We start from the raw sequence: 15,568 nt of genomic DNA, 5'->3' as shown, positions 1-15,568 counted from the left end.
AAAGAGAGGGGGGCCCTAATTGAAAAAATCATTTAGTGCTACGGTTTGGATATTAATAGTATCAGTTGTTATATTAACGGCATTTGTGCTTTCAAGTGGCGGAGGTAGTTCTAAGGTCGTTAGACTTGATGAATTTAAACAGTATTGGGAAGATAATAAAGTTAAGAGTATTGATATTAATCCTGATAATATGACTATTTCGGGAAAACTTACTGATGGTCAAGAGTATAAAGCTTATGTTACATCATCAGTAATAAATGAATATTTGCAAGCTAATCCAAAACAAGATGTTGAAGAGCAATATATACCACCAACTACAATACCAGTTTGGTTACAAGTTTTACCGACAATTCTTATTATCGTTTTAATGGTGGCCTTATGGATTATGTTTATGCAACAATCCCAAGGCGGAAATAGAGGAGCTATGAGTTTTGGAAAATCAAAACATAAGCTTGCTACTGCTGATAAAAAGAAAGTAACGTTTAAAGATGTTGCTGGTGAAGATGAAGAAAAAGCAGAACTGCAAGAAGTCGTTGATTTCTTAAAGTATCCTAAAAAATATTTAGAGATGGGAGCTAGAATACCAAAGGGTATGTTGTTGGTTGGACCTCCAGGTACAGGTAAAACCTTATTAGCAAAAGCTGTAGCGGGTGAAGCTGGTGTTCCATTCTTTAGTATTTCTGGTTCGGACTTTGTAGAGATGTTTGTCGGAGTCGGAGCATCAAGAGTAAGAGATTTATTTGAAAGTGCTAAGAAAAATGCACCATGTATTATATTTATCGATGAAATTGATGCGGTAGGTAGACAAAGAGGTGCAGGACTTGGCGGTGGACATGATGAAAGAGAACAAACTCTTAATCAGTTACTAGTTGAAATGGATGGGTTTGGAATAAATGAAGGCATCATTGTTATTGCTGCTACTAATAGACCAGACATATTAGACAAAGCTATACTTAGACCAGGTAGATTTGACAGACAAATATTAGTTGGAGCTCCAGATGTTAAAGGAAGAGAAGAAATACTTGCAGTTCACTCAAAGAATAAACCATTAGCACCTGAAGTTAAGTTAGATGTTTTAGCTAAGAGAACACCAGGATTTACGGGTGCAGATCTTGAAAATTTAATGAATGAAGCAGCTTTACTTGCTGTTAGAAATAAAAAGAATAGAATTACAATGGAAGAACTTGAGGAAGCAGTTACAAGAGTAATTGCAGGTCCAGAAAAGAAGAGCAGAGTTGTGAGTGAAAAAGATAGAAAACTTACTGCGTATCATGAGGCAGGGCATGCTGTTGTTATGAAACTATTACCAAATAGTGATCCAGTTCATCAAATAAGTATAATTCCAAGAGGAATGGCTGGTGGATATACTATGCATTTACCAGAAGAGGATAGAGCATATATGTCAAAATCAAAGCTGCTTGATGAGATGGTTGGACTTCTAGGTGGAAGAGTTGCTGAAAAACTTATCATTGGTGATATCAGTACTGGTGCAAAGAATGATATAGAAAGAACTACAGCTATTGCAAGAGCTATGGTTATGGAATATGGTATGAGCGATAAGCTTGGTACTATTAGTCTTGGAAAAGATGATAACGAAGTTTTCTTAGGTAGAGACCTTGGAAGAAGTAGAAATTATAGCGAGCAGGTTGCTTTTGAAATAGATGAAGAAGTTAGAGTTCTTATAGATAAAGCATATGCTAGGGCTGAGCAGTTGTTAACAGAAAATATTGATAAGCTTCATATAGTGGCTAAAGCATTATTAGAACATGAAAAAGTAGAAGCTGATGAGTTTGAATCATTATTCAATTTTGGAGTTTTCCCAAATAAGGAAAAGAACACTATAGATGAGAAAGTTATTGATATAGAGACTTCAGAAGAAAAAGCTTTAGAACAAGAAATTTCTACAGCTAAATCAGACGATGAAGTTGATGTTAAAGAAGATGTTAACAAAGAAGAAAATTAATTAGGAATAAATAAAAGCTGCTAAGCATACCTTAATTTATTGAGGAACGTATCTTAGCGGCTTTTATTCTCTTCTTTTTTAATTTTTACTTAGAGTGGAATAATATAAGTAACTTTGATATAATGTAATATGAATAATAAGTCATAAATAATTAATATAATTCGTAAAATTTAAATAATAACAAGAGTTAAGGAGATTGAGGCATGAAAAGTGATATTGAAATTGCTCAAGAGGCGAACATTATTCCTATAATGAAGGTTGCAGAAACAATAGGTCTTTCAGAAGATGATGTGGAACTGTACGGAAAATATAAAGGAAAAATAAACTTAGATGTTCTAGAGAAAAATAAAAATAAAGAAGATGGAAAGCTTATATTAGTTACAGCTATAAATCCGACACCAGCAGGAGAAGGAAAATCTACTGTTACTGTTGGTTTAGGTGAAGCTTTGTGTAAGTTAGGAAAGAAAGCTGTTATAGCGTTAAGAGAACCTTCGCTAGGTCCTGTATTCGGTGTTAAAGGTGGTGCAGCGGGTGGTGGATATGCGCAAGTTGTGCCTATGGAGGATATAAACCTTCATTTTACTGGAGATATGCATGCGATAACTTCAGCAAATAATCTTCTTTGTGCTGCTATAGATAATCATATTCATCAAGGAAATGCCTTAAATATAGACTGCAGAAGAATAATTTTTAAAAGAGTCCTTGATATGAATGATAGAGCTCTTAGAAACATTGTTGTTGCTCTTGGTGGAAAAATAAATGGTTTTCCTAGAGAAGATGGGTTTACAATAACTGTAGCTTCAGAAGTTATGGCTATTTTATGTTTATCAACTGATTTAATGGATTTAAAGAGAAGAATGGGAGATATAGTAATAGGATACAACTTAGAGGGGAATCCTGTTTATTGTAGAGAACTTCATGTAGAAGGTGCTATGGCTATGTTAATGAAAGATGCTATAAAGCCAAATTTGGTTCAGACATTGGAAAACACTCCAGCTATTATTCATGGAGGGCCTTTTGCTAATATAGCACATGGTTGTAATAGTATTCTTGCAACTAAAATGGCACTTAAGCTTGGTGATTATGCGGTTACAGAAGCAGGTTTTGGAGCAGATTTAGGAGCTGAGAAATTCTTTGACATAAAATGTAGATATGGTGGATTAAAACCAAGCTGTGTAGTTATTGTAGCTACAGTAAGAGCATTAAAGTACAATGGTGGAGTGAAAAAGGAAATTCTTTCTGAAGCTAATGTAGATGCTCTAAAGAAGGGCATAGTTAACCTGGGAGGACATATTGAAAATATAAAGAAATATGGCTTGCCAGTAGTAGTTGCTCTTAATAAATTCATAACTGATAAAGATGAAGAAATAAATGCTATTATGGAATATTGTGACTCGTTAGGAGTTAAGGTTTCTTTATCAGAAGTTTGGGCAAAAGGTGGAGAAGGCGGAAAAGATCTAGCAGAAAAGGTCATTGCTACAATCGAAGGCGAAAAAGCTGAATTTAAGGTATTATATGACGAAAAAGAACCTATTAAAGAAAAAATAGAGACTATAGCTTGTGAGATATACGGAGCAAAAGCAGTAACATTTACATCTGCAGCTAAAAAACAGATAGAAGAGTTAGAAAAGTTTGATTTAGATAAACTTCCAATTTGTATAGCTAAAACTCAATATTCATTCTCAGATAACCCTACATTACTTGGAAGGCCAAAAGATTTTGAGATTACTGTAAGAGAAGTTAAAATATCAAATGGAGCAGGTTTTATAGTTGCACTTACTGGAGATATTATGACAATGCCAGGACTTCCTAAGGTTCCAGCAGCTAACAAAATGGATATAGATAGTGATGGAAATATTTTTGGATTATTTTAAATAAACATTTTCTTGACCAATATTTCATGAATTGTTAGAATAGGTATGATATTGAGCAGCTTAGATGCTGCTCTTATTTTGTATTAAAACTTTATTACGGTATCTTAAAATAACAATATATATAATAAGTATTCTAAATAAATCATCGAAAAGGATTATCTTATAAGAATATGGTTTATAATATAATGGTTTAATATTCTTGAAACATAGAAAAGTGCTATAATTTGTTGTTATTTAAAAGATGCCTAACCAAAGGTTAAGGAGATGTAAGATATGGTTTTGGTATTAGATGTAGGTAATACAAACATCGTTTTAGGTGTGTATTCGGAAGAAACTCTTTTAAAAGAATGGAGACTTTCTACAGAGATTACAAGGACTGCTGATGAATATGGAATAAAAGTTTTAAATCTTTTTAAATTTTCCGAGGTAGATCCAAAAGAAATCACAGGAGTTATAATATCATCAGTAGTACCTAATATAAATTATTCATTAGAAAGAATGATAGAGAAATATTTCAAGATAAAACCAATGGTTGTAGGACCAGGAACTAAAACTGGAATAAACATAAAATATAAAAATCCTAAAGAGGTAGGGGCAGATAGAATTGTTAATGCTGTAGCAGCACATGAAAAATATGATAGCCCACTTATTATAATAGATTTTGGTACAGCCACTACTTATTGTGCTATGAAGAGAAATGGAGATTACCTAGGTGGGGCTATAGCTCCAGGTATAAAAATATCTGCTGATGCGTTGACACAAAGGGCAGCAAAGCTTCCTAAGATAGAGTTAACAAAGCCTAATTCTATTATAGGCAAGTCCACAGAAAGTGCTATGCAAGCAGGTATGATATATGGATATATAGGTTCTGTAGAATATATTATTAAAGGCATGAAAAAGGAACTTATGGAGATGGGTGAAGATGAACCATTAGTACTTGCGACAGGCGGTTTTGCAAAACTTATAGGCTCTTCCACAAAATATATAGATGTAGTTGATCCGTACTTAACTTTAGATGGACTTAGAATACTTTTTCTTAAGAATAAAGAATAGGCGTGAGTAAATTGAAAATAGGAAATTTAGAATTTAAAAACAATGTTTTTTTAGCGCCAATGGCTGGTGTAACTGATAGCCCATTTAGGACATTATGTTTAGAACAGGGATGTGGACTTGTATATACAGAGATGGTTAGCGCTAAAGGGCTATTCTATGGTAGCGAAAATACTGAGGCTTTATTAAAAGTAATAGATGAAGAAAGGCCAGTTGCTGTTCAGATTTTTGGAAGAGACCCATACATTATGGCAAAAGCATGTGAGTATTTTGATAAAAAAGATGAGTTTTGTATTATAGATGTTAATATGGGATGTCCAGCACCTAAAATTGTAAAGAATGGTGAAGGATCTGCATTGATGAAAGAACCTGAATTAGCTTATGAAATAGTTAAAACTTTAAAAAATACTACTAGCAAGCCTGTAACAGTTAAATTTAGAAAAGGCTTTGATGAGGATAACATAAATGCAGTTGAGTTTGCAAAGGTCATAGAAGAAGCTGGAGCAGATGCTATTGCTGTTCATGGAAGAACCAGAGCACAAATGTATCAAGGTAAGGCAGATTGGAATATAATAGCTCAAGTAAAGAAAGCAGTGACTATTCCTGTGATAGGTAATGGTGATGTGTTTTCACATGAGGATGCACAAAATTTAATACACATTAGCAATTGTGATGGTATAATGGTGGCTAGGGGATCTCAGGGAAATCCTTGGCTATTTAATCAAATTAAACAAAAATTATCAAATGAAGAAATAAAATATCCAACAGGTGCTGAGAAAATAGATATGTGCATTAGACATTATCAATTAGAACTTATGTCAAATGAAGAGGTTAAGGCTGTTAGAGAGATGCGAAAGCATATAGCTTTCTATGTTAAAGGTTTAAAGGATTGTACTGTCATAAGAAATGCTGTTAATTATGAAACAGATGCCAAAAAAGTTATAGACCTCCTTTTAAAATATAAAGAAAATATTATATGATATTATGACATTTTATTTAGGCCAATAGAATATCATGATATTACCCTTAGTTATATGTATAGTTGACAATGAAACACGACTAGTTTATAATAGCGTAAATACTTATAGAAAATTATTATATAAGGTACTTTAATTAAGGGTAGGATTAGGTAAAGGGGAGAACGTAGAATATGGATTCAAAAAAATATGTAATGACATATGAAGGACTAAAAAAACTTGAAGATGAATTAGAGTTTCTTAAAACTGTTAGAAGAAATGATATAAAGGAAAAGATAAAGGTGGCACTGTCTTTTGGTGATTTAAGCGAGAATTCAGAGTATGATGAAGCTAAAAACGAGCAAGCGTTTGTTGAGGGGAAAATAGCTCAACTTGAAGCTATGTTAAAAAAAGTTACAGTGGTAGACGAAACAGATATTCAAGGTGATATAGTTGGTATTGGCACAAAAGTAAAAGTTAAAGATATTGATAGCGGAGATGTTGATGTATACTCTATTGTAGGGTCTGCAGAAGCTGACCCATTAGAATTTAAGATTTCACATGAATCACCAGTTGGTAAGGCTATGCTTGGCAAAAAAGTTGGAGAAACTGTCGATGTAGCAGTTCCAGATGGAACGATTAAATTAGAAATATTAGAAATAACAAAGTAGATACGGAGGGTTACAAATGTCAGAAAAGCAGTTCACAAACGATGAACAAAATGCTAACAATGAAGAAAATCATGAAGAGTTAAATAAGCTAATACTAGAAAGAATGCAAAAGCTTAAAGATGCACAAGAAGCTGGAGAAGATCCTTTTGATGTTTATAAGGTTGATAGAACTCACACATCAAATGAAGTTAAAGAAAACTTTGAAGATCTTGAAGAGAAAGAAGTTGTGGTTGCAGGAAGATTAATGTCAAAAAGAGTTCATGGTAAAGCTGGATTCTGTGATATTCATGATAGATATGGCAAACTTCAATTACATGTAAAGATTGATAACATTGGAGAAGAAAAACTTAAAAAGTTTAAGACTTTAGATATTGGTGATTTTATATCAGTTACTGGTAAAGTGTTTAAAACTAAGACTGGAGAAATAACAGTTTCAGTTACAGACTACCAACCTTTAACTAAGTCTTTACGTCCACTACCTGAAAAATATCATGGTTTAAAGGATACTGATTTAAGATATAGACAAAGATATGTAGATTTAATCATGAATCCAGAAGTTAAGGAAACCTTCATGAAGAGATCTGCTATTATTACTGCTATGAGAGAATATCTAGATCAACATGCTTATATTGAAGTAGAAACTCCTATTTTGTCACCAATTGCTGGAGGGGCTGCTGCAAGACCATTTGTTACACATCATAATTCTTTAGATATAGATATGTATCTTAGAATTGCAACAGAATTATATTTAAAGAGATTGATTGTTGGTGGTTTTGAAAAAGTATATGAGATTGGAAGAAACTTCAGAAATGAAGGTATTTCAGTAAGACACAATCCAGAATTCACAATGATTGAATTATATGAAGCTTATGCAGATTATAATGATATGATGGTGTTAACTGAAAATATGGTAGCATACATATGTAAAAAGGTTCTAGGAACTACAAAGGTTACTTATCAAGGAACTGAAATAGATTTTACACCACCTTGGAGAAGAATTACCATGGTTGATGCAGTTAAAGAATATGCAGGTGTAGACTTTAATGAAATAAAAACTGATGAAGAAGCTAGACAAATTGCAAAAGAAAAACATTTAGAACTTAAGAAAGAATTAAAATATTATACTAAGGGTGAAATTTTAAATGAATTATATGAAGCTTTTGGTGAAGAACATATGATTCAGCCAACATTTATATATGATTACCCAGTAGAAATATCACCTCTTACAAAGAAGAAGAGAGGAAATGAAGCATTTACTGAAAGATTTGAAGGCTTTGTTTTTGGAAGAGAACTTTGTAATGCATATTCAGAGCTTAATGATCCTATAGTTCAAAAAGAAAGATTTCTTCAACAATTGAAGGAAAGAGAACATGGTGATGACGAAGCATACATGATGGATGATGATTTTATCACGGCTCTTGAAATAGGTATGCCACCAACAGGTGGAATGGGAATGGGTATAGATAGACTTGTTATGTTCCTAACAGATTCAGCATCTATAAGAGATGTACTTTTATTCCCAACAATGAAGCAAATAAAATAAATTGAAATATTAAATAGGTCCTACTAAACAATAGTTGTCTAGTAGGACCTATTTTAGCTAAAATAAATTTATTTTAATTATCGTTATAAGGTAATGTAATTTTTGAAAGCTTGTGCTTTAAAGTTATAAATTCTACATCTAGAGCATCAAGTTTAGCTTCAAGAACTAAACGTTCTTTTGCATCCTTAGTTTTCGATAAATCTTTACTTACTTTAGTAATTTCCTCGTCTAATTCAAACATTCTTAATGTTGCTTCATATCCAGTCATGATTCAAACCTCCTAAATGATACTAAAAAGTAATGTTGACAAAATATATTGATAATTTAAGCACTTTCGTGTCTTTATATAAGTATATACTTATATTTAGAAATTTTCCACTAGTTTAAGTAATGGTAAAAAAATTTGTAACAATCAATAAGTTAACCATATATAAACTGAAAGATTTTACACAAAAAATAACAAAGTGGCTTTCAAGAAACACTGTGTAACAAGTGTGGAAGATTTTTTATTGAAAATTGTATATTTTATAGGGGGTATATCGCATCAAATAACATTCCTCTAAATTTAGCTTTATGTAAAAAATAATCAATTAATAATATAAAAAAATAGAAAAACATGTTGACATGAATAGGGTTACTATATATAATAATACTTGTGAAAGACATTCCGTGGTAGCTCAATGGCAGAGCATTCGGCTGTTAACCGAAGGGTTGGAGGTTCGAGCCCTCTCCACGGAGCCATTTTAATTTTTTGACTAATTACTATAGTAAATAGAAACTAAATAGAAGATACGATGAAAAAAGAAAAGTATCAGTATTATCTTTTTAAGAGAGGTTGTGGGTGGTGAAAACAACTATGGAAATTCTGAGAAAGGAGCTTTTGAGTATCAATAAATTAAGAAAGTAGGGCCTAAGCCAAAAAGGGTGGAACCGCGGAGAAGTTTCTTCGTCCCTTTAGGATTGTAGGGTCTTTTTTTATTTTTCAAAAATTAAAAAACTATATTTTTAAAATCATACAATTAGAAATATGAGGAGGATTATTATGGCTGTAGAAAAAACTATGGAAAAAATTGTTGCCCTTGCAAAATCTAGAGGATATGTATTCCCAGGATCTGATATATATGGTGGGCTTGCGAATTCATGGGATTATGGTCCACTAGGAGTTGAGTTCAAAAATAATATCAAAAAGGCTTGGTGGAAAAAGTTTATTCAAGAAAGCCCATATAACGTAGGTTTAGATTCTGCTATATTAATGAACCCAGAAGTTTGGGTTGCATCAGGTCATGTTGGTGGTTTTTCAGATCCATTAATGGATTGTAAGGAATGTAAAGCTAGATTTAGAGCAGATAAGATTGTTGAAGATCATATGGCTGCAAATGGAGCAGAAGTTGCATCAGCAGATGGCTGGTCTAAAGAACAGTTAAAAGAGTACATAGACAACAATAATATAGATTGCCCTAAGTGTGGAAAACATAACTATACTGAAATTAGACAGTTTAATTTAATGTTTAAAACCTTTCAAGGTGTAACTGAAGATGCTAAGGCTGAAATATATCTAAGACCTGAAACAGCACAAGGAATATTTGTAAACTTCAAGAGTGTACAAAGAACTTCAAGAAAAAAAATACCTTTTGGTATAGGTCAAATTGGAAAGTCTTTTAGAAATGAAATTACTCCTGGAAATTTTATATTCAGAACAAGAGAATTTGAACAAATGGAGCTTGAGTTTTTCTGTAAACCAGGTACGGATTTAGAATGGTTTTCATATTGGAAGAATTATTGCTTCAACTTTTTAAAGAATCTATCAATGAAAGAAGAAAATTTAAGATTTAGAGATCATGGCGAAGAAGAATTATCTTTCTATAGCAATGCTACTTCTGACATAGAATTCAAATTTCCATTCGGTTGGGGTGAACTTTGGGGGATAGCAGATAGAACAGACTATGATTTGAATCAACATGCGAAACATAGCGGACAGGACTTAAATTACTTAGATCCTGTGACAAATGAAAAATATGTACCATATGTTATAGAACCATCACTAGGAGCTGATAGAGTATTATTAGCATTTTTATGTGATGCTTATGACGAAGAAGAACTTGAAGATGGAGATAGCAGAACCGTATTAAGACTTCATCCAGCATTAGCGCCATTTAAAGCAGCTGTGATGCCTTTATCAAAGAAGCTATCAGAAAAATCTTTAGAAGTTTACGAGAAATTAAGCAAGAAGTTCAATGTGGACTATGATGAAGCAGGAAGTATTGGTAAAAGATATAGAAGGGAAGATGAAATTGGAACTCCTTACTGCATAACTATTGACTTTGATACTCTTGAAGATGATAGTGTAACTGTAAGAGATAGAGATACAATGAATCAAGTAAGAATAAAAATCGATGAACTTGAGAAATTTATAGAAGAAAAGCTAGAATTCTAAATATAATAGTAGAATAATGATGGCGAGGAGTTTGGGTTTTAAATTTAAACTTCTCGTTTTTTCTGTAAAAATGTCAAAAAAGAAAAAGCGCTGGATTTTACAATCCAGCAAAATAGGGTTTAATCATGGGGATATGTTATATGTTTAATTAAAACTTGGGGAATTATATTAATGTTTTCTTACGGCACAAGATAAGTATAGCACGATAAAGATATATTTCAACACCTATCGATAAAGTTGCAAAATTCAGACAATTTGAAAAGAGATTTTAGAAAACGTTTAACATATTGCGACATAATGATGTAAAAGTTTACAAAAAATATAGCAAAAAATTTAAATTTTTAAAACTTAAACACAGAAGCTGTAATAAAAAAGGGTTTATTGCGTAGGTTTTAAATATTTAAGAAAGTGATATAATGAAATATAGAAACCTTGTATAATAGGGGTAGGTGTATTTGTAAGGGAGGTTCAGTTTTGAATAAAGATTTTTCAGAATTTAAGAATTTTATAAAAGGTAAAAATACAGCAGTGGTAGGTATAGGCGTAAGTAATATACCATTAATCAAATTCTTGATAAAATTAGGGGCTAAGGTAACAGCTTTTGATAAGAAGAATAAAGAAGAGTTAGGAAATACATCGATAGAATTAGAAAGTGAAGGAGCAAAATTAGTTCTTGGAGAAGACTACTTATCGTATCTAGATGGTTTTGAGGTTGTATTCAAAACACCATCAATGAGGATTGATAGTCCTGCATTATTAAAATGCAAGGAACAAGGGGCTTATATAACTTCTGAAATGGAGGAGTTTATTAGATACTGTCCAGGAAAGATATTTGCTATTACAGGTAGTGATGGGAAGACAACAACAACAACCCTTGTATATGAGATATTGAAAACAGAAGGATATAATACTTGGGTAGGAGGAAATATAGGTACTCCGCTATTCACCAAGATTGAAGAAATAAAAAATACAGATAAAGTTGTGTTAGAACTGTCAAGTTTCCAACTTATGACTATACAGTTGCCTATAGAAGTTTCAGCAGTAACTAACTTATCTCCAAATCATTTAGATATGCACAAATCTATGAATGAATATATTGAAGCAAAAGAAAACATTTTTAAATTTCAAAGAGAAAATGATTTATTAGTATTAAATATAGAAAATGATATAACTTATAACATGAAAGATAAGGCTAACTCTAGGATTAATTTCTTTAGTAGTAAAACAGAAGTTCCACAAGGAGCGTATTTTAAGGAGAATAAGCTTTATTTGAGAGATAAAGAGGTTTGTAAAAAAGAAGAACTTGTCTTAATGGGTATGCATAATGTTGAGAACTTGCTGACAGCTTTTTTAGTTACTAATGAGGATGCATCTATAGAATCAATGAAGAAAGTGGCAACAACTTTTTCAGGAGTTCAGCACCGTAGTGAATTTATAAGAGAAATCGATGGTGTGAAATACTATAACGATTCAATAGCAACAAGTCCGACTAGAGCTGTTGCTAGTTTAAAAGCATTTGATAGGAAAGTTATCTTAATTGCCGGAGGATATGATAAGCATATTCCTTTCGAATACTTAGCAGAAGAGGGACATGAAAAGATTAAAAAGCTTATTCTTCTTGGAGTAACGAAAGAAAAGATAAAAGATGTTTTTGATAAGGTGATAAAAGAGAAAACTTTAGATTTACCTATCTATATTGTACAAACACTTGAAGAAGCAGCGTACAAGGCGAAAGAGATAGCAGAGGAAGGGGATATTGTAACATTATCTCCTGCTTGTGCAAGTTTTGATATGTTTGCTAATTTTGAAATAAGAGGTAATAAGTTCAAGGATATAGTGAAAGCTATGTAAGGTAATGAGAATATTTTTTAGCTTCTTATAAAAATTTAGTACATTTCATGTGTGAGCTGATACGATTATTATAAGAGTAAAAATGTATTTCATGTTAGTATAATCTATATATATGTTTCATTATTGAAGCTACATCAAAAGTCTACATGCTTATTCAAATATGAATAAGCTATATGTAGAATCTTTATTGAAACATATATATCGAATTATTTATATAAATTTAAAGCATTTAAGAGATTATCTATCGACGAAATTATATTAGCATTGTTTATTTAGCAAAGGTGAAATGATTTGCAAATAAAATGAATATAAGTTGAAGAGAAAAATGAAAGAAAGTAGTTGACATCATAAATAGAACATATTATAATTTATATTGTTGTAAGAGTAATTTGGTAATTATGCCTGATTGGTAACACCCGTTTCCATTCCGAACACGATGGTTAAGCAATCAAGGGCTGATGATACTGCAGGAGAGGTCTTGTGGGAAAGTAAGTTGTTGCCAAATAATGGATCTTTAGCTCAGTTGGTTAGAGCATCCGGCTCATAACCGGACGGCCTGGGGTTCGAGTCCCTAAAGGTCCACCATGGGGGATTAGCTCAGTTGGGAGAGCACCTGCCTTGCACGCAGGGGGTCAAGGGTTCGAATCCCTTATTCTCCACCAATCAATAAAAAAATCGCCGTATCATTTGATATGGCGATTTTTTTATTTAACGAATACTATTGATATTACTAAAGACTTGAAAAATTAGTAATGTAGTGAAAGAATAGCTCTAATGGAGAAATAGTAGTAGGACTTATATAATATTTTCGCGTTTTAATTTTTCATGGTTTTTGATAATAAGTTAGGGGACACATATATGTTTGGTGTCCCCTAACTTATTATTGAATGAAAAGACGTTTCAACATTAGAGTAATGAGATTGATGATATTTTTTATTCTAATATAAAATCTGTTTTTTATAAATGTATCAGCTATTTTCTTTTCAGTGGATATGTTGTCAAATAGGAATAGCTGTTGGAATCTTATAGATATTATTTGAATTTTTATAAAATCAAATAACTCGTTCTTATGATCACTAAGACATTTTCAAAACTAGTTATTATCTATGTTAAGAAAATATTCTGTTAGACGTATAATATGAAGGAATAACATTTTGATGAATAGTTCTAATTTTAGCTGTGAGTATCTACAGTGAAACTTATACAAGTAAAGATAAGAAGACTATATGTAATAAAAAATGGCAAAAAGCTTAATCAACTGATTCTAGCGTATCGGCATATGAGAAAATGTGAAAAATCAAGAAAATTATACTATGATGGAGGTAATTTTAATCCATAAGGTAAAAACTCTAAAAATTGAACGCATAAGGTGATAGAATATCTCTTGTCGCAAGGAACGACAGAGAATTCAGAGAGAAAACAACGACAAGATGACAGGAAAAAAGTTATCAAAAGTTAAAAAAAGTTGTTGACAAGTAACTCTGAAGTTGATATACTGAATAAGCTGTCGGATGACAGTGAGTAAGTTGAAGAAATGATTGATCTTTGAAAATTGAACAGAAGAACAAGACCAGACAAATTCTGAGGTTTTAAAATAAAAACCAAAGTCAAGATTAGAACTCAACAATTTAAATTGAGAGTTTGATCCTGGCTCAGGACGAACGCTGGCGGCGTGCTTAACACATGCAAGTCGAGCGATGAAGCCCTTCGGGGTGGATTAGCGGCGGACGGGTGAGTAACACGTGGGCAACCTGCCTTATAGAGGGGGATAGCCTTCCGAAAGGAAGATTAATACCGCATAAAATGCAATTCTCGCATGAGAGATGTATCAAAGGAGCAATCCGCTATAAGATGGGCCCGCGGCGCATTAGCTAGTTGGTGAGGTAACGGCTCACCAAGGCGACGATGCGTAGCCGACCTGAGAGGGTGATCGGCCACATTGGAACTGAGACACGGTCCAGACTCCTACGGGAGGCAGCAGTGGGGAATATTGCACAATGGGGGAAACCCTGATGCAGCAACGCCGCGTGAGTGATGAAGGCCTTCGGGTTGTAAAGCTCTTTGATTAGGGACGATAATGACGGTACCTAAAGAACAAGCCACGGCTAACTACGTGCCAGCAGCCGCGGTAATACGTAGGTGGCAAGCGTTGTCCGGATTTACTGGGCGTAAAGGATGTGTAGGCGGATTTTTAAGTGAGATGTGAAATACCCGAGCTCAACTTGGGTGCTGCATTTCAAACTGGAAGTCTAGAGTGCAGGAGAGGAAAGTGGAATTCCTAGTGTAGCGGTGAAATGCGTAGAGATTAGGAAGAACATCAGTGGCGAAGGCGACTTTCTGGACTGTAACTGACGCTGAGGCATGAAAGCGTGGGGAGCAAACAGGATTAGATACCCTGGTAGTCCACGCCGTAAACGATGAATACTAGGTGTAGGGGTTGTCATGACCTCTGTGCCGCCGCTAACGCATTAAGTATTCCGCCTGGGGAGTACGGTCGCAAGATTAAAACTCAAAGGAATTGACGGGGGCCCGCACAAGCAGCGGAGCATGTGGTTTAATTCGAAGCAACGCGAAGAACCTTACCTAGACTTGACATCTCCTGAATTACCCGTAACTGGGGAAGTTACCTCTTTGAGGTGACAGGAAGACAGGTGGTGCATGGTTGTCGTCAGCTCGTGTCGTGAGATGTTGGGTTAAGTCCCGCAACGAGCGCAACCCTTATTGTTAGTTGCTACCATTTAGTTGAGCACTCTAGCAAGACTGCCTGGGTTAACCAGGAGGAAGGTGGGGATGACGTCAAATCATCATGCCCCTTATGTCTAGGGCTACACACGTGCTACAATGGCGAGTACAACGAGACGCAAGACCGTGAGGTGGAGCAAATCTATAAAACTCGTCCCAGTTCGGATTGTAGGCTGAAACTCGCCTACATGAAGTTGGAGTTGCTAGTAATCGCGAATCAGCATGTCGCGGTGAATACGTTCCCGGGCCTTGTACACACCGCCCGTCACACCATGAGAGTCGGCAACACCCGAAGTCCGTGAGGTAACCGTAAGGAGCCAGCGGCCGAAGGTGGGGTCGATGATTGGGGTGAAGTCGTAACAAGGTAGCCGTAGGAGAACCTGCGGCTGGATCACCTCCTTTCTAAGGAAAATGACACAGTAGTTTTACTTGTAAGACACTGTGTCCACTGGGTCTTTCTTCTGTTCAATTTCCAGAGATTAAT

General features: G+C 34.0%; 9 protein-coding genes, 3 tRNA genes, 2 rRNA genes and 1 other annotated feature. Of the genes, 13 read left to right on the top strand and 1 reads right to left on the bottom strand.

Annotation, left to right across the window (positions count from 1 at the left end; all coding sequences use genetic code 11):
* Positions 1 to 19: 19 nt before the first annotated feature.
* From ftsH to lysS, 6 genes are all read left to right on the top strand, one after another.
* On the top strand, positions 20 to 1,963 hold the full coding sequence (ftsH, locus tag CLOCEL_RS18920; RefSeq protein WP_010073796.1) for an ATP-dependent zinc metalloprotease FtsH: 1,944 nt from the start codon (positions 20 to 22) through the stop codon (positions 1,961 to 1,963).
* Positions 1,964 to 2,166: 203 nt separating this feature from the next.
* Positions 2,167 to 3,837 carry a formate--tetrahydrofolate ligase gene (locus CLOCEL_RS18915; protein WP_010073795.1) on the top strand — a complete coding sequence of 557 codons (1,671 nt, stop codon included), beginning with the start codon at positions 2,167 to 2,169 and terminating at the stop codon, positions 3,835 to 3,837.
* A 273-nt stretch (positions 3,838 to 4,110) separates the two neighbouring features.
* Positions 4,111 to 4,890 carry a type III pantothenate kinase gene (locus CLOCEL_RS18910; RefSeq protein ID WP_010073794.1) on the top strand — a complete coding sequence of 260 codons (780 nt, stop codon included), beginning with the start codon at positions 4,111 to 4,113 and terminating at the stop codon, positions 4,888 to 4,890.
* A gap of 11 nt (positions 4,891 to 4,901) precedes the next feature.
* Positions 4,902 to 5,867: a tRNA dihydrouridine synthase DusB gene (gene dusB / locus CLOCEL_RS18905; RefSeq protein WP_010073793.1), complete on the top strand. Its 966-nt coding sequence runs from the start codon at positions 4,902 to 4,904 to the stop codon at positions 5,865 to 5,867.
* A gap of 170 nt (positions 5,868 to 6,037) precedes the next feature.
* The gene (gene greA / locus CLOCEL_RS18900) at positions 6,038 to 6,514 is read left to right on the top strand and encodes a transcription elongation factor GreA (RefSeq protein WP_010073792.1); all 477 of its coding nucleotides are present in this window, start codon (positions 6,038 to 6,040) and stop codon (positions 6,512 to 6,514) included.
* 16 nt (positions 6,515 to 6,530) lie between these two features.
* Positions 6,531 to 8,057, top strand: coding sequence for a lysine--tRNA ligase (gene lysS / locus CLOCEL_RS18895; protein ID WP_010073791.1), 1,527 nt, complete (start codon positions 6,531 to 6,533; stop codon positions 8,055 to 8,057).
* A gap of 73 nt (positions 8,058 to 8,130) precedes the next feature.
* Here the strand turns inward: lysS and CLOCEL_RS18890 are convergent, their stop codons facing one another.
* Positions 8,131 to 8,325, bottom strand: a complete 195-nt coding sequence (locus tag CLOCEL_RS18890; RefSeq protein ID WP_010073790.1) for a hypothetical protein — start codon at positions 8,323 to 8,325, stop codon at positions 8,131 to 8,133.
* A gap of 398 nt (positions 8,326 to 8,723) precedes the next feature.
* Between CLOCEL_RS18890 and CLOCEL_RS18885 the strand changes: the two genes are divergently transcribed.
* The 7 genes from CLOCEL_RS18885 to CLOCEL_RS18855 all read left to right on the top strand — a co-directional run bounded on the left by CLOCEL_RS18885 (position 8,724) and on the right by CLOCEL_RS18855 (position 15,486).
* Positions 8,724 to 8,798, top strand: a tRNA-Asn gene (locus tag CLOCEL_RS18885).
* A 44-nt stretch (positions 8,799 to 8,842) separates the two neighbouring features.
* Positions 8,843 to 9,014 (top strand) — a binding site (T-box leader).
* An 85-nt stretch (positions 9,015 to 9,099) separates the two neighbouring features.
* Positions 9,100 to 10,491 (top strand): glycine--tRNA ligase, encoded by a 1,392-nt coding sequence (locus CLOCEL_RS18880; RefSeq protein WP_010073789.1) that lies wholly within the window; start codon positions 9,100 to 9,102, stop codon positions 10,489 to 10,491.
* 474 nt (positions 10,492 to 10,965) lie between these two features.
* Entirely contained in the window at positions 10,966 to 12,342 is a 1,377-nt protein-coding gene (murD, locus tag CLOCEL_RS18875; protein WP_010073788.1) for a UDP-N-acetylmuramoyl-L-alanine--D-glutamate ligase, read from the top strand.
* 388 nt (positions 12,343 to 12,730) lie between these two features.
* Positions 12,731 to 12,847, top strand: a 5S ribosomal RNA gene (gene rrf, locus CLOCEL_RS18870).
* Positions 12,848 to 12,850: 3 nt separating this feature from the next.
* Positions 12,851 to 12,927, top strand: a tRNA-Ile gene (locus CLOCEL_RS18865).
* 1 nt (position 12,928) lies between these two features.
* Positions 12,929 to 13,004: transfer RNA gene (locus CLOCEL_RS18860), tRNA-Ala, on the top strand.
* Positions 13,005 to 13,971: 967 nt separating this feature from the next.
* Positions 13,972 to 15,486 (top strand): 16S ribosomal RNA (locus CLOCEL_RS18855).
* Positions 15,487 to 15,568 lie beyond the last annotated feature (82 nt).

This window comes from Clostridium cellulovorans 743B, assembly GCF_000145275.1.
Lineage (GTDB): Bacteria > Bacillota > Clostridia > Clostridiales > Clostridiaceae > Clostridium_K > Clostridium_K cellulovorans.
Note: the sequence above shows the minus strand (reverse complement) of the source record. Positions and strands in the feature narration are given on the sequence as shown.

Excerpts from the sequence above, each read along its gene's own strand:
- CLOCEL_RS18910 (WP_010073794.1), top strand. The coding sequence starts at position 4,111 with ATGGTTTTGGTATTAGATGTAGGTAATACAAACATCGTTTTAGGTGTG.
- greA (WP_010073792.1), top strand. The coding sequence starts at position 6,038 with ATGGATTCAAAAAAATATGTAATGACATATGAAGGACTAAAAAAACTT.
- CLOCEL_RS18880 (WP_010073789.1), top strand. The coding sequence starts at position 9,100 with ATGGCTGTAGAAAAAACTATGGAAAAAATTGTTGCCCTTGCAAAATCT.
- CLOCEL_RS18890 (WP_010073790.1), bottom strand. The coding sequence starts at position 8,325 with ATGACTGGATATGAAGCAACATTAAGAATGTTTGAATTAGACGAGGAA.
- lysS (WP_010073791.1), top strand. The coding sequence starts at position 6,531 with ATGTCAGAAAAGCAGTTCACAAACGATGAACAAAATGCTAACAATGAA.
- CLOCEL_RS18915 (WP_010073795.1), top strand. The coding sequence starts at position 2,167 with ATGAAAAGTGATATTGAAATTGCTCAAGAGGCGAACATTATTCCTATA.